This window comes from Streptococcus urinalis 2285-97 (genome assembly GCF_000188055.2).
Lineage (GTDB): Bacteria > Bacillota > Bacilli > Lactobacillales > Streptococcaceae > Streptococcus > Streptococcus urinalis.
The window spans coordinates 1,286,180-1,306,237 of the sequence record NZ_AEUZ02000001.1 but is presented as its reverse complement, the minus strand read 5'-3'; the positions used below and the strand labels follow the sequence as shown (position 1 = coordinate 1,306,237).

Below are 20,058 nucleotides of genomic sequence, written 5' to 3'. Positions count from 1 at the left end.
ATAGAAAGAGGAGAAAAAATGGTAATTTCTGCAGTATCACAAGGTTTATTATGGGGAATTTTAGGGTTGGGGATATACTTAACTTTTAGAATCCTCAATTTCCCAGATTTAACAACGGAAGGCTCCTTCCCATTAGGTGGTGCGGTCGCTGTGACACTGATGAATCATGGCATAAATCCAGTTTTAGCAACTATTGCTGGTATGCTTTCTGGTTGTTTGGCTGGTTTGGTAACAGGATTACTTTATACCAAAGGAAAAATTCCAACTATTTTGGCAGGAATTTTAGTCATGACTTCTTGTAATTCGATTATGCTCATGGTTATGAAAAGACCAAACTTAGGACTGGTTGATATTAAAACATTAAAAGACTTTTTCCCATTTCAATCTGATCTGAATTTACTCATTCTTGGATTAATTGTAGTTGTACTTGTCATAGCTAGTCTTATTTTCTTCTTATACACAAATTTAGGACAAGCTTACATTGCAACAGGTGATAATCACGATATGGCAAAAAGTTTTGGGATTTCAACGGACAAGATGGAAGTTATGGGACTTGTTATTTCAAATGGTTTAATTGCACTTTCTGGTGCATTAGTTAGTCAACAAGATGGCTATGCTGATGTTTCAAAAGGAATCGGTGTTATCGTCATTGGTTTAGCTAGTATTATTATTGGTGAAGTTCTTTACTCAATTGATCTTACTTTACTTGAACGTCTTATTGCTATAGTAGTAGGTTCAATATTATATCAATTCTTGATTACAGCTGTTATTAGTTTAGGATTTAATACCAACTACCTTAAATTGTTCAGTGCCATCGTCTTAGCAATTTGCTTAATGGTACCAGTCTTTAAGAAAAAGATATTTAAAGGAGTGCAATTAACAAAATGAAGGAGTGCAATTAACAAAATGACAAAGAAAAAAATAGTAGAACTCATTGACGCAACAGTTGCTGTCAACAATGGCTATAATGAAGTGAAATTAATTCTTGATCATGTTAATTTAACAATATATGAACATGATTTTATTACAATTCTAGGAGGTAATGGAGCTGGGAAGTCAACTTTATTCAATGTGATTTCTGGTACGTTGCTATTGACTAGTGGTACTATCCAAATTTTAGGTGAAGATGTGACTCATCTACCAGCTGAAAAAAGAGCTAAATATTTGTCAAGTGTCTTTCAAGATCCTAAAATGGGAACTGCTCCTCGAATGACAGTAGCTGAAAATTTATTAGTTGCACAACAAAGAGGTCAAAAAAGACTGTTTAAATCAAGACAGTTAACAAAATTTGAAGGGGAATATAAGTCTCTCATTTCACGAGTTGGAAATGGTTTGGAAACACACTTAAATACACCAACTGGTTTACTCTCAGGTGGTCAGAGGCAATCATTGAGCCTTTTAATGGCAACTTTGAAACGTCCAGATTTATTATTACTTGATGAGCATACAGCAGCTTTAGATCCTAAAACAAGTGTTTCTTTAATGAAACTAACTGATGAGTTTGTTACAAAACAAGCATTGACAGCTTTGATGATTACACATCATATGGAAGATGCTTTAACTTATGGCAACAGAGTTATTCTCATGAAAAATGGGCAAATCATTAATGATTTAAATAAAGAAGCAAAAGAAAATATGTCCATTGCTGATTATTATCAATTTTTTGATTGAGTCAAACTTTCCATATTGGAAAGTTTTTTGTTTGTTTTTAAATTGTCCATTTTTTAAAAAGACCTACAGTTATGGTATAATAATGATGAGTAGTTTTTTGACTACAAAAACAGTAATTCGACTTATCTATGGATAAGGACCGTATGTATAAAAATAATATTAAAAGAGGAATATCATGAGTGATATAAAAATTATTGCCTTAGGTGGAGTTCGTGAAAATGGGAAAAACTTTTATATTGTTGAAATAAACGACTCTATTTTTGTCCTAGATACCGGCTTAAAATACCCAGAAAATGAACAATTGGGTGTCGATGTTGTCATCCCAAATCTTGATTATCTAATTGAGAATAAAGATCGTGTTCAAGGTATTTTCCTTACCCATGGACATGCTGATGCTATTGGTGCGTTGCCTTATTTAATTTCAGAAGTCAAAGCACCAGTATTTGGTTCAGAGCTAACGATTGAATTGGCAAAATTATTTGTTAAGAAAAATGGTCCTAAAAAATTCAATAATTTTCATGTGGTTGACAGCGAAACAGAGATTGAATTTGAAGATGCATTAATTTCTTTCTTTAAAACAACACATTCTATTCCGGAAAGTTTAGGTATTGTTGTCAAGACTGAACAAGGACAAATTGTTTATACCGGTGACTTTAAATTCGACCAAGCTGCGCGTGAGTTCTATCAAACTGATTTAGCAAGGCTTGCTGAAATCGGCAGTCAAGGTGTTTTAGCTTTATTAGCTGATTCAGCAAATGCAACAAGTACCAAACAAGTAGCTAGTGAATCAGAAGTTGGTCTAGAAATGGACAGTGTTATTGGAGATGCTGAAGGACGTGTCATTGTTGCTGCGGTAGCTTCAAACTTAGTACGCATTCAACAAGTATTTGACTCAGCTGCAGAACATGGTCGACGTGTTGTTTTAACTGGCTACGATGTGGAAAATATTGTTCGTACTGCTATTAGACTTAAAAAATTAACCGTATCTGACGAGCGCTTAATTATCAAACCAAAAGACATGTCAAAATTTGAAGACCACGAATTAATCATTTTAGAAGCTGGACGTATGGGCGAACCTATTAATAGCTTGCAAAAAATGGCCAATGGTCGACATCGTTATATTGAAATTAAAGATGGTGATTTGGTTTATATTGTTACAACACCAAGTGTGGCTAAAGAAGCAGTTGTAGCCAGAGTTGAAAATCTTATCTACAAAGCAGGGGGTTCTGTTAAACTGATAACACAAAACCTTCGTGTCTCTGGACATGCCAATGGTCGCGATTTACAATTGCTAATGAATCTTTTAAAACCAAGTTATCTTTTCCCTGTTCAAGGAGAATATCGTGAATTAGCAGCCCATGCTGAATTAGCTCAAGAAATCGGAATTCTTCCAGAAAATATCTATATTATGAAGCGCGGCGATATAATGCATTTTGAAAAAGATGGTTTCTTCCATCAAGGTGCAGTTCCAGCAAGTGATGTGATGATTGATGGTAATGCTATTGGTGATGTTGGAAATATCGTTTTAAGAGATCGTAAAGTACTTTCTGAGGATGGCATCTTTATAGTTGCCATCACTGTTAATAAAAAAGAGAAAAAAATTGTTTCTAAAGCAAAAGTAAACACACGTGGCTTTGTATATGTCAAAAAAAGTAGAGATATTTTACGTGAAAGTGCTGAGTTAGTAAATACCACTGTTGAAAATTATTTGGCTCAGGATACATTTGACTGGGGTGAATTAAAAGGCTCCGTTAGAGATGAATTAAATAAATTTTTATTTGAACAAACAAAACGCAGACCTGCAATTTTACCAGTTGTTATGGAAGTTCGTTAATTTGAGATTGGCATTAGCCAGTCTTTTTAAGTAGTAACAGTTGGGTTTAAAGAAGTTTAAGAATATTTGTTATAATGATGATAAACATTTCAAAGGGGGAAATCACATGGCTACAATAAAAATAGAATATCAATCAGATTGTTTAGAGATGGAAAGAAGCGTCAACATTATTTATCCTGATGGATTTGAAGTTGCAAAAAAAGATATTGATGACCACGATATTCCGGTTCTTTATTTATTACATGGAATGGGTGGTAATGAGAATTCATGGCAAAAACGAACTAACATAGAGAGACTCCTACGTTATACTAATCTTATTGTTGTTATGCCATCTACAGATTTAGGATGGTATACAAATACCACATATGGTATGAAGTATTATACATCTATCATAGAGGAGTTACCGCAAGTTTTGCATCGTATTTTCCCAAATATGACAACAAAACGGGAAAATACATTTATCGCCGGACTCTCAATGGGTGGTTATGGTGCATTTAAATTAGCCTTAAAATCAAATCAGTTTTCATATGCCGCTTCATTTTCAGGAGCCTTAAGTTTTTCAAAAGAATCTTTAGTAAATGGCAATGAAGAAAGCCTATCTTATTGGGAAGGTATCTTTGGCCCACTTGATGATAAAGATGTTGAAAAACACTTTTTAACAAATATGGTCAGTGAATCAGATAAAAAGACAAAATTCTATGCATGGTGTGGCTATGAAGACTTTCTATATTCTGCAAATGAGCAAGCTATTTCTGATTTAAAAGCTTTAGGCTTAGACATTGAATACAAAACTGATCACGGTAAACATGAATGGTATTATTGGAATAAACAATTGGACGTTTTATTTGAATGGTTACCTATTGAGTATATTAAAGAAGAAAGGCTATCTTGATGAGATCACTATTTAGAGCCATTTTATGGTTACCTAAATTTATCATTAGAGCTATTTGGCGGTTTGTTCTAGGCTTTTTACAAACTATTGTTGTTATTGGACTTTTGGCTTTTGGGTTGTTATATTATGCAGATCATTCATCGACACCATTTGCAAACACGATTTCAAATATCAAACAAACAGTAATTAATCTAGTTCATTTTGAAAATACATTTAATCAGTAAAAAATAGGAGATAATTTAGGAAATCATGATAATACTTCAGGGAAATAAAATAGAAAGATCATTTTCTGGAGATGTCCTTTTTGATAATATAACAATTCAAGTTGATGAAAAAGATAGAATTGCTTTAGTAGGAAAAAATGGGGCAGGAAAGTCTACCTTATTAAAAATTCTTGTCGGAGAAGAAGAACCGACAAATGGTGAAATTAATACTAAAAAAGATTTATCTTTGTCTTATTTAGCACAAAATAGTCGTTTTGATTCATCTAATACAATCTATCAAGAAATGTTAAATGTTTTTGACAATCTCCGCAAAACCGAAGTCACTTTACGGCAAATGGAAGAAGAAATGGGTCATAAAAGTGATGCAGAATTAGAAAAATTGATGACTGATTATGATAGACTTTCAGAACAATTTAGACAAAATGGTGGATTTACTTATGAATCAGATATTCGTTCCATTTTAAATGGTTTTAAATTTGATGAAAGCATGTGGCAGATGCCTATTTCTGATTTGTCTGGGGGTCAAAATACGCGATTAGCTTTGGCAAAAATGTTGTTAGAAAAGCCAGATTTACTGGTTCTTGATGAACCCACAAACCATTTAGATATTGAAACAATTGCTTGGCTAGAAAATTACTTGATAAATTATCAAGGAGCACTTATTATTGTCAGTCATGATAGGTATTTCTTGGATAAAGTAGCAACAGTTACTTATGATTTGAGACAACACTCACTTGATCGTTATGTTGGTAATTATTCTCAATTTATGACACAAAAAGCTGACAAAATAGCACAAGAAGAAAAAAATTATGATAAGCAACAAAAAGAAATTGCTAAGCTAGAGGATTTTGTTCAAAAAAATATTGTTCGAGCTTCTACAACAAAAAGAGCTCAATCACGTCGTAAACAACTTGAAAAAATAACACGATTAGACAAACCAGTGTCATCAGAAAAATCAGCTAATATGACATTTAAAGCGAATAAACCGTCAGGAAATGTTGTGCTAACAGCAAATGACTTAGCTATCGGATACGACGGGCAAATATTATCCAGTCCTGTTAATTTAGAAGTTTCAAGATTAGATGCAATTGCTATTGTTGGACCAAATGGTGTTGGCAAGTCAACATTAATAAAATCACTAATGGAAGAAATTCCACTTATTGATGGTCAATTTCATTTTGGTGCTAATGTTGAAATTGGCTATTACGACCAAACCCAAGAAGATTTGAATCCTAAAAATACTGTTTTAGATGAACTTTGGAATGATTTTCCAACGACATCTGAACTTGAAATCAGAAATCGATTGGGTGCTTTCTTGTTCTCAGGAGATGATGTCAAAAAATCAGTTAGTATGCTTTCAGGTGGTGAAAAAGCAAGACTTCTATTAGCAAAATTATCCTTTGAAAATAACAACGTTTTACTGCTAGATGAGCCAACAAACCATTTAGATATTGACAGTAAAGAAGTACTCGAAAATACCCTAATTGATTTTGATGGAACGCTACTTTTTGTCAGTCATGACCGGTATTTTATTAACAGAATTGCTACAAAAGTAATAGAAATTGAACCAAATGGGTCAACTTTATACCTTGGTGATTACGATTATTTTATGGAAAAAAAAGCTGAGTTAGAAGCTCTCAAAATAGCAAATCAACAAGAGGAAACTCATGATTTAGCTCAAGTAAAAGAGACATCTGATTATCAACAACAAAAAGCGAATCAAAAAGAATATCGAAAACTAACACGTCGTATTTCTGAAATCGAACAAAAAGTTGAGGAAATAGATGGTCTGATTTCAGAAAAAGAAGCAGCTATGTTACAAACAAATGATGCCTCACAATTGATTGAACTTCAAAGTGAAATGGACCATTTACAAGGTGAACAAGAAATTCTAATGGAAGAATGGGAAGGTTTATCACTTCAAATTGAAGAATAAAACATCAATGACAATTGGTGTTTTTCTTATTTTTTCAGAAAAATATATTAAAATAAGTTTGTGAAATAACTAACTTATCTTAGGTAAAAATCGATAAAATCAATATAGGAAAGCGGTTAAAAAACTTGCACTTTGTGAAAAAATGGTCTATCATGAATAGTGTAATATGATTTAATGGAGGCCAAAATGGTTACAGTTTCTAAAGAAAAACATTTAGATATGTTCCTTAAAATGGAACGTATTCGTGAATTTGATTCACGTATTAATAAACTTGTCCGTCGTGGATTTGTCCAAGGGATGACTCACTTTTCAGTAGGAGAAGAAGCAGCTAACGTTGGTGCTGTTTCACACTTGACATATGATGATATTATCTTTTCTAATCACCGTGGTCATGGACAATCAATTGCCAAAGATATGGACTTAAATAAAATGATGGCTGAGCTTGCTGGTAAAGCGACTGGTGTTTCTAAAGGTCGTGGTGGATCAATGCACTTAGCTGATTTTGAAAAAGGTAATTATGGTACTAACGGTATTGTTGGTGGTGGTTATGCTTTAGCTGTTGGTGCGGCATTAACTCAACAATATAACGAAACAAATAACATTGTTGTTGCGTTTTCTGGTGATGGTGCCACAAATGAAGGTTCTTTCCACGAATCTGTTAATATGGCTGCAACATGGAAATTACCAGTAATCTTCTTTATTATTAATAATAAATATGGTATTTCAATGGATATCACTCATGCAACAAATACGCCACATCTTTACACTCGTGCTGAAGCATATGGTATTCCTGGTTTCTACTGTGAAGATGGTAATGATGTATTAGCCGTTTATGAAACAATGGACAAAGCTGTTGAACATGTACGTGGTGGTAACGGACCTGCTATTGTTGAGGTTGAATCTTACCGTTGGTTTGGTCATTCAACAGCTGATGCTGGTAAATACCGTTCAAAAGAGGAAGTTGATTCTTGGAAAGCTAAAGATCCACTTATCAAATATCGTAAATTCCTTACAGAAGAAGGAATTGCAACTGATGAAGAGCTAGATAACATTCAAGCACAAGTAAAACAAGAAATTGATGATGCTTACGAATTTGCTCAAAATAGTCCAGATCCTGATATTTCAGTTGCTTTTGAAGATGTGTGGGTTGACTAATAAGTTTTTTAAACTTTATAGCTTATCCACTGACAAAAATTACGATTTATAATTAGGAGAGAATAATGACTGAAACAAAATTAATGGCTTTACGTGAAGCTGTCAATCTTGCCATGACTGAAGAAATGCGCAAAGATGACAAAATTTACCTTATGGGTGAAGATGTAGGTATTTATGGTGGTGACTTCGGTACTTCTGTAGGTATGTTTGAAGAATTTGGTGCAAAACGTGTTAGAGACACACCAATTTCTGAAGCTGCTATCTCTGGTGCAGCAATTGGTTCTGCAATCACAGGACTTCGTCCAATTGTTGACGTTACTTTCATGGATTTCTTGACAATCATGATGGATGCAATTGTCAATAATGGTGCAAAAAATAACTATATGTTTGGTGGCGGACTTAAAACACCTGTTACATTCCGTGTAGCATCAGGTTCAGGTATCGGTTCTGCTGCGCAACACTCACAATCACTTGAAGCTTGGATGACTCATATCCCAGGTATTAAAGTTGTCGCACCAGGAAACGCAAATGATGCAAAAGGCCTTTTGAAATCAGCAATTCAAGATAACAATATTGTTGTCTTTATGGAACCAAAAGCACTTTATGGTAAAAAAGAAGAAGTTAATCAAGATCCAGACTTCTATATTCCACTTGGTAAAGGTGAAATTAAACGTGAAGGTAGCGATTTGACAATCGTTTCTTATGGACGTATGTTAGAACGTGTACTTCAAGCTGCTGATGAAGTTGCTGAAGAAGGAATCAAAGTTGAAGTTGTTGACCCACGTACACTTGTACCACTTGATAAAGAATTGATTATTGATTCAATTAAGAAAACAGGTAAAGTGATGTTAGTAAATGATGCCTATAAAACAGGTGGTTATACTGCAGAGATTGCTTCAATGATTACTGAAAGTGAAGCATTTGATTACTTAGATCATCCAATTGTTCGTTTAGCAAGTGAAGATGTTCCTGTACCATATGCACGTGTTCTTGAGCAAGCTATCTTACCAGATGTTGAAAAAATTAAAACAGCAATTCGTAAAATGGCAAATAAAGGTAACTAATTTAATCTTTATCTGAAAAGAACAGGTTAAAGAGTAAAAAGAGATGGAGTTTCCACTCTTTTTACACGTTATATTCTAAGAAAGGAATAATATGGCTGTCGAAATTATTATGCCGAAACTCGGTGTTGATATGCAAGAAGGCGAAATCATCGAGTGGAAAAAACAAGAAGGTGACACTGTTTCAGAAGGTGACGTTCTTCTTGAAATTATGTCAGATAAGACAAATATGGAATTAGAAGCAGAAGATTCCGGAGTCTTATTAAAGATTGTTCGTCAAGCTGGTGATACGGTACCAGTAACGGAAGTCATTGGATACATTGGTGAAGAAGGTGAATCTGTTGATAACATTGCTTCAAGTGAAAAAGCAACAGAAGTTCCTGCACCAAATTCAGCTGATGCGGCTCCTAAAGTTGCTGAAAAAGTTGAAACAGATGCTCCAAGCCCACAGGTTGCTAAAACGGCTATTCCACAAGGTGATGGCGAAAAAGTTCGTGCCACTCCAGCAGCACGAAAAACTGCTAATGAATTAGGAATTGATTTAGGTCAAGTACCTGGAACTGGACCAAAAGGGCGTGTTCATAAAGAAGATGTTGAAGATTTCAAAGGGGCACAACCAAAAGCCTCTCCACTTGCACGTAAGATTGCTCATGACCAAGAAATTGATTTAGCATCAATAACTGGTACAGGATTCCGTGGTAAGATTATGAAGGAAGATGTTCTTGCTGCAATGGCTGCATCTAAACCTGCTCAAGAATCAACAAGTAAAGCTGCTACTCTTAAAGAAGAAAAAGTTGACTTACCAGAAGGTGTTGAAGTTAAGAAAATGTCTGCTATGCGTAAGGCAATTTCAAAAGGTATGACAAACTCATACTTAACAGCTCCAACTTTCACACTCAATTATGACATTGATATGACTGAAATGATGGCCCTTCGTAAGAAATTAATTGATCCAATTATGAATAAAACGGGTCTTAAAGTCAGCTTTACTGATTTGATTGGTATGGCAGTTGTTAAAACATTGATGAAACCTGAGCATGAGTATATGAATGCTTCACTTATTAATGATGCAAATGACATTGAACTACATCGTTTCGTCAACTTAGGTATTGCCGTTGGTCTAGATGATGGACTTGTGGTACCAGTTGTACATGGTGCTGATAAGATGAGTCTTTCAGATTTTGTCTTAGCATCAAAAGATGTGATTAAAAAAGCTCAAGGTGGAAAATTAAAAGCTGCTGAAATGTCAGGTTCAACATTCTCAATAACTAACTTAGGAATGTTTGGTACAAAAACATTTAATCCAATCATTAATCAACCAAACTCTGCTATTCTTGGGGTTGGTGCAACTATTCCAACACCAACAGTTGTGGATGGTGAAATTGTTGCTCGCCCAATTATGGCAATGTGCTTAACCATTGACCATCGTCTTGTAGATGGTATGAACGGTGCTAAGTTTATGGTTGACCTTAAGAAATTAATGGAAAATCCATTTGAACTGTTAATCTGATCCAATCTAAAAGAGTAGAAAGTATTTTAAAGAGGGATAGATAACGTTATTTATCCTTCAGAAATTAGCTAAAAGGAGAAACTAATGGCTGTTGAAATTATTATGCCTAAACTTGGTGTTGACATGCAAGAAGGTGAAATCATCGAGTGGAAAAAACAAGAAGGTGATACTGTTGCTGAAGGTGATGTCCTTCTTGAAATCATGTCTGATAAAACTAACATGGAACTTGAAGCTGAAGATTCAGGTACATTAATTAAAATCACTCGTCAAGCTGGTGAAACGGTACCTGTAACAGAAGTTATTGGATACATTGGTGAAGCTGGTGAAGTGGTAGAAGAAGGTTCAAGTGCAGCTTCTGACACAACAGTAGAACGCACAACTGAAGATTTAAAAGCTGCAGGTTTAGAAGTTCCAAGTCAACCAACTCAAGCTGCAGAATCAAAACAAGCTGATAAAGAACCACTTGCTGACAATGAATTTGATATTGTAGTTGTTGGTGGTGGACCTGCTGGTTATTACTCTGCAATTCGTGCTGCACAACTTGGTGGTAAAATTGCCATTGTTGAAAAATCTGAATTTGGTGGTACATGTTTAAATGTTGGATGTATCCCAACTAAAACTTACCTCAAGAATGCTGAAATCCTTGATGGTTTGAAAGTTGCTGCTGGTCGTGGTATTAACTTAGTTTCAACTAACTATACTATCGATATGGATAAAACAGTTGATTTCAAAAACTCAGTTGTTAAACAATTGACTGGTGGTGTTAAAGGTCTCTTGCGTGCAAACAAAGTTACGATCTTTAATGGTCTTGCTACTGTAAATCCAGATAAAACAGTTACAATTGGTTCTGAAACAATCAAAGGTCGCAACATTATCTTAGCAACAGGTTCTAAAGTATCACGTATCAATATTCCTGGTATTGACTCTAAACTTGTTTTAACTTCTGATGATATCTTAGATTTACGTGAAATGCCAAAATCACTTGTTGTTATGGGTGGTGGTGTTGTCGGAATCGAGCTAGGTCTAGTTTGGGCATCTTATGGTGTCGATGTTACGGTAGTTGAAATGGCAGACCGTATCATTCCTGCGATGGATAAAGAAATATCGCTTGAACTTCAAAAAATTCTTACTAAAAAAGGTATGAAGATCATGACTTCAGTTGGTGTTTCTGAAATTGTTGAAGCAAACAACCAATTAACCTTGAAACTTAATAATGGTGAAGAATTAGTTGCTGAAAAAGCATTACTTTCAATTGGTCGTGTACCTCAAATGAGTGGTCTTGAAAATCTTAACCTTGAAATGGAACGTAACCGTATCAAAGTTAATGAATATCAAGAAACTTCAATTCCTGGTATCTACGCTCCTGGTGATGTGAATGGAACTAAGATGCTTGCACATGCTGCCTTCCGTATGGGTGAAGTTGCCGCTGAAAATGCAATCTGGGGTAACGTACGCAAAGCAGACTTAAGATTTACACCTGCTGCTGTTTACACACATCCTGAAGTAGCAATGGTTGGTTTAACTGAAGAGCAAGCACGTGAAAAATACGATAATATCTTAATTGGTAAAAATAGTTTCTCAGGTAATGGTCGTGCGATTGCTTCAAATGAAGCCCATGGTTTTGTAAAAGTTATTGCAGATACTAAATACCATGAAATCCTTGGTGTTCATATTGTTGGTCCAGCTGCTGCAGAAATGATTAACGAAGCTGCCACAATCATGGAAACAGAATTGACAGTTGATGAATTGTTACTTTCAATTCATGGACACCCAACATTCTCAGAAGTAATGTATGAAGCATTTGCTGATGTCTTAGGTGAAGCTATTCATAATCCACCAAAACGCAAAAAATAATGATCAACATTCATTTGTTGTGACATCCTTAGGAAACAAGCCTTAATCGGCTTGTTTTTTAAGGATTGTATAGGTATAATGGACTTACTATAGACCTATTTAAAAGGAGAAAAAAATGAAATATATCGTGAATACCTCAAATGATCCAGCTTATAATATTGCATTAGAAGCCTATGCTTTTAGAGAATTAACACAAGAAGATGAAATTTTCATTCTTTGGATTAATGAACCTGCTATCATCATTGGACGTCATCAAAATGCAATTGAAGAAATTAACAAAGAATATACAGATGCTCATGGTATTCATATTTGTCGTCGTCTATCTGGTGGTGGTGCTGTTTATCATGATTTGAATAATTTAAACTACACTATTATTTCAAATAAAACGAGTGAAGGTGCTTTTGACTTTGAAACATTTTCACAACCAGTAATTGATACATTAGCCGACCTTGGAGTAAAGGCAGAATTTACTGGCCGAAATGACTTAGAAATTGACGGAAAAAAATTCTGTGGTAATGCCCAAGCATATTATAAGGGTCGCATGATGCATCATGGTTGTCTTTTATTTGATGTTGATATGACAGTCCTAGGAGATGCTTTAAAAGTTAGCAAAGATAAGATTGAGTCAAAAGGAATCAAATCAGTTCGTGCTCGTGTGACGAACATTAATGATGAATTGCCAGAAAAAATGACAGTTATTGAATTCAGAGATGCTCTATTAGACCACATGAAAAAAACATACCCTGATATGACAGAATATGTTTTCTCAGATGAAGAGTTAAAAGCAATCCAAGAGTCAAGAGATACACAATTTGGTACTTGGGAATGGACATTTGGCTCATCACCAGAATACACTATTTCTCGTTTTATGAGATATCCAGCCGGAAAAATCACTACTTATGCAAATGTTGATAAATCTATCATCAAATCAATTAAGTTATATGGAGATTTCTTTGGTGTTAAAGATGCAACAGATATTGAAGAAATGCTAGTTGGCGTGCCATATGATTATCAACACATTTTAGAAAAACTTTCTACGGTTGATACAAGTGACTATTTTGCTGGTATGACAAAAGAAGAAGTGGCAAAAGCAATTGTTGCTTAAAAATGTATTATAAAAATTAAATGAATAATTTATAAAGTGACAAATGTCATAATGATAAATGACTTTGGTGACTATTATCTAGAACATTATTTACCTATAATATTTCTATACTATTTAATATAGATGAAAGGTTAAAAAATGATCAGTGTCGAAAAACTCACAAAAGTTGTCAATAACCAAAAAATACTGAATGATATTAATTTTTCAGTAAAACCAGGTGATTGTTTAGCCATTATTGGACCTAATGGAGCTGGGAAAACTAGCTTAATGTTAAGTCTTTAAAGGGATTATTCTTTATCTGGTGGAAGAGTTTTAATTAATGGGAAATCACCAAAAGCTACTTGTAATAAGAAAATAATAGCTTTTTTAAAACAAGAAAATACAATTCCAGAGGATCTAAAGGTCAAAGAATTGATTAACTTATTTCAAGGAATTTATTCAGAACATTTAACATTGAAGGAAGTTGTTAGTTTATTAGGATTTAAGAAAGAACAACTCAATCAATTAGCTGGAAAACTGTCAGGTGGACAAAAACGCTTATTTGCCTTTTCACTTTGTTTAATTAGTAAACCTGAAATATTATTTTTAGATGAACCAACAGCAGGAATGGATACATCGACTAGACAACGCTTTTGGGAGATTATCAGTCATCTTAAAAAATCTGGTAAAACAATTATTTATTCTAGTCATTATATTGAAGAAGTGGAACACACAGCAGATCGTATTATTGTCTTGAATAAAGGAAAACTAATTAGAGATACAACACCTTATGCTATGCGACTTGAAGAAAATAGTAAACAAATCACGTTACCAATTAAGTATAAAAGCTATGTTGAAAATTTAACAAATATTTTTGAAGTAAAAAAAAGAATCGATGCTATTCAATTTCAAACTAACGCTATTGATCAGGTGTGGCAAGATCTTCAAAAGCAAGGTTGTATGATATCAGAAATAGAAATAAGCAATAAGACTCTACTTGATTCTTTATTTGATACTACTAAGGAGGAAATAAAATGAGAGCATTGCTAAAAATTGAATGGATTCGTATTTGGAGAAATTGGCAAATGTTTATATTAGCTATCCTAATGCCTGTCTTATTTTTTCTCTTTTTCTCCGCTACTATCAAAACAGGATCAGCTAGTGGAAATAAAGAATTTATTAGAACTTATATGGTGACCATGACCTCTTTTTCCATGTCTTCTTTTTCGCTATTTTCCTTTCCCAATATGTTAAAACAAGACTTTGAGAATCACTATTTAGCTTTTATTGAACACTCATCTTTGCCTGTTTGGACTTATTATATGGCTAAGATTTTTCGTGTGTTGGTTTACTTTGTTATCTCTATCATTGTTGTCTTTTCAGTTGGTCATTTTTTTCGTGGCATAGATTTAGTTTAGGACAGATGGTTGATAACTGCTTTCTTTCTTATCCTAAGCAGTTTTACTTACTTAGCTTTTGGTCTTCTAATAGCTCAAATTAAGAATTTACAAACAATGTCTATTGTTGCTAATATAGTCTTTATGGGCTTAGCTATTATTGGTGGGTCATGGTGGCCCATCAGTATGTTTCCAAAATGGATTCAAAGTATTTCAAAAGTAACACCAAGTTATCATGTGAACTTACTAATAACACAATTAGCCAGTAATGGTCACTTTTTAGGAAAATCATTGATGATTATACTTAGCTATGCCATAATAGTATTAACTATTGCACTACTAATAAAACAAAAATCCGAGGTTTCTTAATTGCGTTTGATAAAATGGCAACATCCACTTCATTATATACCCCTAATTTTTATATCTTTTCCAGTGTTAGGAGTTTTTTATTTTAATTATCCAGCTTGGACCCTAATTTTAACCACTATTTATGTAATTGCATATTTGTATGTTCTTCATTTTGAACAAAAAATAATAATAATCAATATAGCTTGGTTGTATATGTTGGTATATATTTTTTATATGACTTTTTCAATTGATGGTGGTATGGTTTGGTTTAACTTTTATATTACTAATTTATTAGCTTTTCGTTTTCAAGATAAAATTTTTTCTTTTAAAATGGAAACTTTCATCTTACTTAATATAGCTATGATCATTTATGGTATAATTTGGACAGATAATATGGATAGTCTGATGATGATATTTCTTGTCCCAATACTTAATTTTTCCATGCTTTATTTTTGGCGTAAAGAAGCTGAAAGTGATCGTCAGAAACAACTGTTACTAGAAAAAAATGAATCTATTAACCTTCTTTTGGCAGAAAATGAACGCAATTGAATTGGTCAAGATCTTCATGATACTCTAGGTCATGTCTTTGCTATGATGACTGTAAAGACAGAATTAGCACAAACTCTTTTAGAAATGGGTCAAATTGAGTCAGCTAAAAAAGAAATAACAGATCTTCAGATGATTAGTAAAGATTCTATGGCCAATGTTCGACAGATTGTTCAGTCATTAAAAGATCATAATCTTAATGAAGAATTACTCATTTTGAAGAATATGTTGGAACTAGCTGGTATAAGATTTAATGTCATAAATGATGAATTAATTCAGCATTTGCCATCTAGTCTACAAGCAAAAATAACCATGATATTGCGGGAATTAGCTACAAATATTGTGAAGCATAGTCATGCTGAGACTTGCAAAATTATTTTTAACAAAAAGAAAACGGACTTGTTAATTGATTATGAAGATGATGGTGTCGGTTTTGAAGAAGTCAATGGGCATGAGTTGCACTCTATAAAAGAGAGATTAATTCCAATCCAAGGACAAATGACTATTATTTCCAAGTCAAATCCAACAAATATTCAAATAAGAATTCCAATGGAGGTTGAAATATGAGACTTTTAGTAGCAGAAGACCAGAGCATGCTACGTGATGCTTTATGTCAATTACTTCAATTTCAAGAGGATGTTACTGATGTCTTTCAAGCTGAAAATGGTAAGGAAGCCCAATTAATTTTAAAAAAAGAAATTATTGATGTAGCAATATTAGACATTGAAATGCCGGAATTTTCAGGTTTAGATATTTTAGAATGGATTAAAAAAGAGAAGTTAGAAACGAAAGTGATTATTGTTACTACTTTTAAAAGGTCAGGGTATTTTGGTAGAGCTATTAAATCTGGTGTAGATGGATATGTTTTAAAAGATCGATCGATAGCTGAATTAATGAAAACTATAAATCAAGTACTAGCTGGAAAAAAAGAGTATTCTCCTGAATTGATTGAGCAAATGATATATGAAGGAACGCCATTAAGTACTCAAGAAGAAAGAATTTTAGAAAAAGTCAGTCAGGGTTTTAGTAATAAAGAGATAGCAAATCAACTTTTCTTATCTAACGGAACTGTTCGTAATTATATGAGTCAAATTATGCAGAAGTTAGATGCAGATAATAGAACTGAAGCAGTTCATAAAGCACAGTTAAAAGGCTGGTTGTGATGAGATAGATTAATAAAAAAATCACTTTTATAGTGATTTTTTTTATTAATCTGTTAATTGTTCTGCTTCAAATTCATCTAATAATTGTCGACAGTCATCTGTATTTTTGGCATCCATTAAAGCAATTCGAAGATCATTTGCTCCTTTAAAACCACGAATGTAGATTTTAAAGGAGCGTTTCATTGATGGAAATGGACGAAGCTGGTATTTATCAAATTGGTCTAAGTGATAGCGAAAGAGTTCAATAAGTTCTTTTGGACTGTGTTCACGAGGCTCTTTTTCAAATGCATATGGATCATGGAAAATACCACGTCCAATCATGACACCATCAACACCATATTTTTCAACTAACTCCATACCAACTTGACGATTTGGGATATCTCCATTAATTGTTAATAGGGTATCTGGAGCGATGCGATCGCGCAAGGCTTTAATATCACCAATCATTTCCCAGTGAGCATCAACTTTAGACATTTCAGTTTTGGTTCTAAGATGGATTGATAAATTAGCAATGCCTTGTTCCAAGACATGTTTTAGCCAAACCTTGTATTCTTCAGGTTTAGCATGTCCAAGTCGTGTTTTGACTGAAACGGGTAGGCCACCTTCTTTAGTGGCTTGAATGATTTGAGCAGCAACTTCAGGTCTTAAAATGAGCCCTGAACCACGACCATGTTTAAAGACATTTGGAGCTGGACAACCCATGTTAATATCGACACCAACAAAACCCATTTCTTTCATTCCTTTTGCCATTTCAGCGAAATTTTCAGGAACATCTCCCCAAATATGAGCGACAAGTGGTTGTTCATCTTCAGTGAAGGTTAAACGGCCTTTTACAGATTCTTTGCCATCAGGGTGGCAATAAGATGCTGAATTTGTAAATTCTGTAAAGAAGACATCAGGTCTTCCTGCCTTTGCTACCACATGTCTAAATGCAACATCAGTTACATCTTCCATTGGTGCTAAGATAAAAAATGGTTTTGGTAAATCTAGCCAGAAATTATCAGACGGCATTTGATTTTTCTCCTTTTTTAATAGTAGTATGCTATAGCTTGCTTAAATACTATAACATAATAGAAATATCGTGCAAGTTTAGTGAATTTCTATAAAAAATTATAGAAAATTGCACTTATTACAGTCAAATTATTACACTTTTGTGATTTTTTTCCTGTATCTAATGGATGTGAAATGACGTAATAAAAGAAGCAGTGATGCTTCTTTTAATTATTCAAATTCAGCCTTTTGTTTAATATCACGATATTCTTCAGGTTTTTCTTGAGAGAGAATATCTTCGTAAGCTGCAAGCTTAATATTTTCACCATATTTAAGATGAAGAGCAGTAGTAACAAGTCTATATGCCAAATTGACATTACGTGATAGAATTGGACCATGAAAGTAAGAGCCAAATACATTTTTGTAGTGAACGCCTTCAGTTTGATCTTCTTTATTGTTGCCATTTCCATAAATAACATTACCTAATGGTTTTTCATCAGATGATAAAAATGTTCTTCCTTGGTGATTTTCAAATCCATAATAGGTTTCGTTAAATTCTTTATTGTGAATCTTAATATCACCAATGTAGCGATTATTATCTTGATTTAATGTGTAATGCCCCATCACACCAATCCCATTTATCTTTTCACCATTAGCTTGGATATAATACTGACCAAGCAATTGAAAACCACCACAAATAGCTAGGATAACCTTTTGATCATCAATATAGTGTGCAATGGCCTCTTTTTTTGAAGGTAAATCTTTGGCAACGACAGTTTGCTCAAAGTCTTGACCACCTCCGAAAAAGATAATGTCATACTCATCTGGATTTAATTGGTCATCTATAGAAACAATATCAACTTGTACCTTTGCTCCTAATTTTTCGGCAACATATTTTAACATTAGGACATTACCATTATCACCATAAGTATTCATAAGATTACCATATAGATGAGCTATTTTGATATCAAATTGATATTCTGTAGATTCTTTAGAAAGTAGTGAAGTATAAGTCATTAGTTCATCTCCTTTCTAACAGCGCCATGACTTGCTAAAATATCTCTGAATTCTAACATAGCAGTGTAAGTTGCCAAAATATAGGCATGTTCAGTCTCTTGTGTTTCAATGGCTTCAAAAATACTTTCCAAACTTTCATTCTGGCGAATTGCTTTATCATCAAATCCAGTAACACGGAGTCGTCTCGCAATCTCAGAATGACGAACACCACCAGCATTTATATTGGTAATTGGCATGTCTGTGATTAATTCAAAATCAGCATCCCATATCCAGCTAGTATCAATACCATCAGCATAATTAGCATTCAGTAAAACTGATAAACTAAAAGGATAATCGGCAAGTTTAATCATTTCTAAGGCTTGACTAGCACCTACTGGATTTTTGATTAAGACTAAAGTGCAAGATTTTTCACCAATCTTAAATGTTTCTTGACGACCAAAAACTGCTTTGCTCTTATCAAAACCAGCCTTAATCTGACTTGGATTAACACCAAGATAAGATGCAACAGAAACGGCAGCTAATGCGTTATAAATATTATAAAGGCCACCAACATTAATGCGATAACTTTGTCCGTCAATTGTAAATTCGGATGAAGTGTTGGTAATTTCAGTTAGTTCTGTCAAACTATAATCTAATGGAGGTCGTTTAAAACCACAATTTTGACAAACATAATCACCTAAATTAGCATAGGTATTTAAATGATAAGTAAGGATCTTCTGACAATTTGGACAAAGAACCCCCTCAGTATTATAATGAGCAAGTTCAGGTTTATGGCTTGGTGTTGCAAAGCCATAATATTGTACTGGATTAATAACGGTTTTTGAATGAAATAATGGACTGTCTCCATTAGCTAAAATCGTTGCTTTGGGTGCGTTTGCTGCACCATCTAAAATCATTTGGTAAGTGGTGTAGATCTCACCATAACGGTCCATTTGGTCTCTGAAGATATTTGTGAAAACAAAAAGACTAGGTTTAATAAACTTAGTAATTTTAGGTAGACTGGCTTCATCTATTTCTAAAACAGCAATTTTTTTACCTGATTTTGTTTTCTTTGCTGACAAAAAAGTAGATGTAATACCAGTAATCATATTAGCACCACTAGTATTTGTAACCACTTCACCATAAGCTTCTTTTAAGATACCGACAGTGAGTGCAGTTGTGAGTGTCTTTCCATTTGTACCTGTAATAACGATAATTTCATAATCTTTTGCTAAACTATCTAATAAATGTGGGTCACATTTTAAAGCTAATTTGCCAGGTAAAGTAGACCCCCTACCCATTTTCTGCAAAATAAATTGGCTTGTTTTCCCAACAGCAATACCCATAAGTGTGTTCATTTTCATGATTTTATTTTATCATAAAAACATGAAATGTAG

Annotated in this window: 17 protein-coding genes and 2 pseudogenes; 16 read left to right on the top strand and 3 right to left on the bottom strand. The window is 33.7% G+C overall.

Features of this window, described 5'->3' with window-relative positions:
• The first annotated feature begins 18 nt into the window (after positions 1-18).
• From STRUR_RS06670 to STRUR_RS06590, 16 genes and pseudogenes are all read left to right on the top strand, one after another.
• Positions 19-888: an ABC transporter permease gene (locus tag STRUR_RS06670; protein ID WP_006739926.1), complete on the top strand. Its 870-nt coding sequence runs from the start codon at positions 19-21 to the stop codon at positions 886-888.
• 18 nt (positions 889-906) lie between these two features.
• Positions 907-1,671, top strand: a complete 765-nt coding sequence (locus STRUR_RS06665; RefSeq protein WP_006739452.1) for an ABC transporter ATP-binding protein — start codon at positions 907-909, stop codon at positions 1,669-1,671.
• Between the two features lie 175 nt (positions 1,672-1,846).
• Positions 1,847-3,505 (top strand): ribonuclease J, encoded by a 1,659-nt coding sequence (locus STRUR_RS06660; RefSeq protein WP_006738720.1) that lies wholly within the window; start codon positions 1,847-1,849, stop codon positions 3,503-3,505.
• 106 nt (positions 3,506-3,611) lie between these two features.
• On the top strand, positions 3,612-4,397 hold the full coding sequence (locus STRUR_RS06655) for an alpha/beta hydrolase (RefSeq protein WP_006740143.1): 786 nt from the start codon (positions 3,612-3,614) through the stop codon (positions 4,395-4,397).
• Positions 4,397-4,621, top strand: coding sequence for a hypothetical protein (locus tag STRUR_RS06650; protein ID WP_006740069.1), 225 nt, complete (start codon positions 4,397-4,399; stop codon positions 4,619-4,621). The genes STRUR_RS06655 and STRUR_RS06650 overlap by 1 nt, the downstream gene beginning before the upstream one ends.
• A gap of 25 nt (positions 4,622-4,646) precedes the next feature.
• On the top strand, positions 4,647-6,557 hold the full coding sequence (locus STRUR_RS06645; protein ID WP_006739531.1) for an ABC-F family ATP-binding cassette domain-containing protein: 1,911 nt from the start codon (positions 4,647-4,649) through the stop codon (positions 6,555-6,557).
• A 186-nt stretch (positions 6,558-6,743) separates the two neighbouring features.
• Positions 6,744-7,712 carry a thiamine pyrophosphate-dependent dehydrogenase E1 component subunit alpha gene (locus tag STRUR_RS06640; protein WP_006739340.1) on the top strand — a complete coding sequence of 323 codons (969 nt, stop codon included), beginning with the start codon at positions 6,744-6,746 and terminating at the stop codon, positions 7,710-7,712.
• Positions 7,713-7,777: 65 nt separating this feature from the next.
• The gene (locus STRUR_RS06635) at positions 7,778-8,776 is read left to right on the top strand and encodes an alpha-ketoacid dehydrogenase subunit beta (protein ID WP_006739821.1); all 999 of its coding nucleotides are present in this window, start codon (positions 7,778-7,780) and stop codon (positions 8,774-8,776) included.
• A 91-nt stretch (positions 8,777-8,867) separates the two neighbouring features.
• A complete protein-coding gene (locus STRUR_RS06630) occupies positions 8,868-10,283 on the top strand; it encodes a dihydrolipoamide acetyltransferase (RefSeq protein WP_006739061.1) in 1,416 nt (471 codons plus the stop codon).
• 84 nt (positions 10,284-10,367) lie between these two features.
• Positions 10,368-12,137 carry a dihydrolipoyl dehydrogenase gene (lpdA, locus tag STRUR_RS06625; RefSeq protein ID WP_006738854.1) on the top strand — a complete coding sequence of 590 codons (1,770 nt, stop codon included), beginning with the start codon at positions 10,368-10,370 and terminating at the stop codon, positions 12,135-12,137.
• Positions 12,138-12,252: 115 nt separating this feature from the next.
• Positions 12,253-13,242 carry a lipoate--protein ligase gene (gene lplA / locus STRUR_RS06620; RefSeq protein ID WP_006738518.1) on the top strand — a complete coding sequence of 330 codons (990 nt, stop codon included), beginning with the start codon at positions 12,253-12,255 and terminating at the stop codon, positions 13,240-13,242.
• 138 nt (positions 13,243-13,380) lie between these two features.
• A pseudogene (locus STRUR_RS06615) lies at positions 13,381-14,259 on the top strand (ABC transporter ATP-binding protein).
• Positions 14,256-14,987, top strand: a pseudogene (locus STRUR_RS11510) (ABC transporter permease). Before STRUR_RS06615 ends, STRUR_RS11510 begins: the two co-directional pseudogenes overlap by 4 nt.
• 213 nt (positions 14,988-15,200) lie before the next feature.
• Positions 15,201-15,515 (top strand): hypothetical protein, encoded by a 315-nt coding sequence (locus STRUR_RS11505; RefSeq protein ID WP_006740236.1) that lies wholly within the window; start codon positions 15,201-15,203, stop codon positions 15,513-15,515.
• Positions 15,516-16,079: a sensor histidine kinase gene (locus tag STRUR_RS06595; RefSeq protein ID WP_265092861.1), complete on the top strand. Its 564-nt coding sequence runs from the start codon at positions 15,516-15,518 to the stop codon at positions 16,077-16,079.
• Positions 16,076-16,675 carry a response regulator transcription factor gene (locus STRUR_RS06590; RefSeq protein WP_006738956.1) on the top strand — a complete coding sequence of 200 codons (600 nt, stop codon included), beginning with the start codon at positions 16,076-16,078 and terminating at the stop codon, positions 16,673-16,675. The genes STRUR_RS06595 and STRUR_RS06590 overlap by 4 nt, the downstream gene beginning before the upstream one ends.
• Positions 16,676-16,720: 45 nt before the next feature.
• Here the strand turns inward: STRUR_RS06590 and STRUR_RS06585 are convergent, their stop codons facing one another.
• The 3 genes from STRUR_RS06585 to murT all read right to left on the bottom strand — a co-directional run bounded on the left by STRUR_RS06585 (position 16,721) and on the right by murT (position 20,025).
• Positions 16,721-17,686 (bottom strand): tRNA dihydrouridine synthase, encoded by a 966-nt coding sequence (locus tag STRUR_RS06585; RefSeq protein WP_006738549.1) that lies wholly within the window; start codon positions 17,684-17,686, stop codon positions 16,721-16,723.
• A 210-nt stretch (positions 17,687-17,896) separates the two neighbouring features.
• Positions 17,897-18,682, bottom strand: a complete 786-nt coding sequence (gene gatD, locus STRUR_RS06580; protein ID WP_006740430.1) for a lipid II isoglutaminyl synthase subunit GatD — start codon at positions 18,680-18,682, stop codon at positions 17,897-17,899.
• Entirely contained in the window at positions 18,682-20,025 is a 1,344-nt protein-coding gene (murT, locus tag STRUR_RS06575) for a lipid II isoglutaminyl synthase subunit MurT (protein ID WP_037595614.1), read from the bottom strand. The genes gatD and murT overlap by 1 nt, the downstream gene beginning before the upstream one ends.
• Positions 20,026-20,058 lie beyond the last annotated feature (33 nt).

Coding starts and splice junctions, on each gene's coding strand:
- STRUR_RS06670 (WP_006739926.1), top strand. CDS start 19: ATGGTAATTTCTGCAGTATCACAAGGTTTATTATGGGGAATTTTAGGG.
- STRUR_RS06665 (WP_006739452.1), top strand. CDS start 907: ATGACAAAGAAAAAAATAGTAGAACTCATTGACGCAACAGTTGCTGTC.
- STRUR_RS06660 (WP_006738720.1), top strand. CDS start 1,847: ATGAGTGATATAAAAATTATTGCCTTAGGTGGAGTTCGTGAAAATGGG.
- STRUR_RS06655 (WP_006740143.1), top strand. CDS start 3,612: ATGGCTACAATAAAAATAGAATATCAATCAGATTGTTTAGAGATGGAA.
- STRUR_RS06650 (WP_006740069.1), top strand. CDS start 4,397: ATGAGATCACTATTTAGAGCCATTTTATGGTTACCTAAATTTATCATT.
- STRUR_RS06645 (WP_006739531.1), top strand. CDS start 4,647: ATGATAATACTTCAGGGAAATAAAATAGAAAGATCATTTTCTGGAGAT.
- STRUR_RS06640 (WP_006739340.1), top strand. CDS start 6,744: ATGGTTACAGTTTCTAAAGAAAAACATTTAGATATGTTCCTTAAAATG.
- STRUR_RS06635 (WP_006739821.1), top strand. CDS start 7,778: ATGACTGAAACAAAATTAATGGCTTTACGTGAAGCTGTCAATCTTGCC.
- STRUR_RS06630 (WP_006739061.1), top strand. CDS start 8,868: ATGGCTGTCGAAATTATTATGCCGAAACTCGGTGTTGATATGCAAGAA.
- lpdA (WP_006738854.1), top strand. CDS start 10,368: ATGGCTGTTGAAATTATTATGCCTAAACTTGGTGTTGACATGCAAGAA.
- lplA (WP_006738518.1), top strand. CDS start 12,253: ATGAAATATATCGTGAATACCTCAAATGATCCAGCTTATAATATTGCA.
- STRUR_RS11505 (WP_006740236.1), top strand. CDS start 15,201: ATGACTTTTTCAATTGATGGTGGTATGGTTTGGTTTAACTTTTATATT.
- STRUR_RS06590 (WP_006738956.1), top strand. CDS start 16,076: ATGAGACTTTTAGTAGCAGAAGACCAGAGCATGCTACGTGATGCTTTA.
- STRUR_RS06585 (WP_006738549.1), bottom strand. CDS start 17,686: ATGCCGTCTGATAATTTCTGGCTAGATTTACCAAAACCATTTTTTATC.
- gatD (WP_006740430.1), bottom strand. CDS start 18,682: ATGACTTATACTTCACTACTTTCTAAAGAATCTACAGAATATCAATTT.
- murT (WP_037595614.1), bottom strand. CDS start 20,025: ATGAAAATGAACACACTTATGGGTATTGCTGTTGGGAAAACAAGCCAA.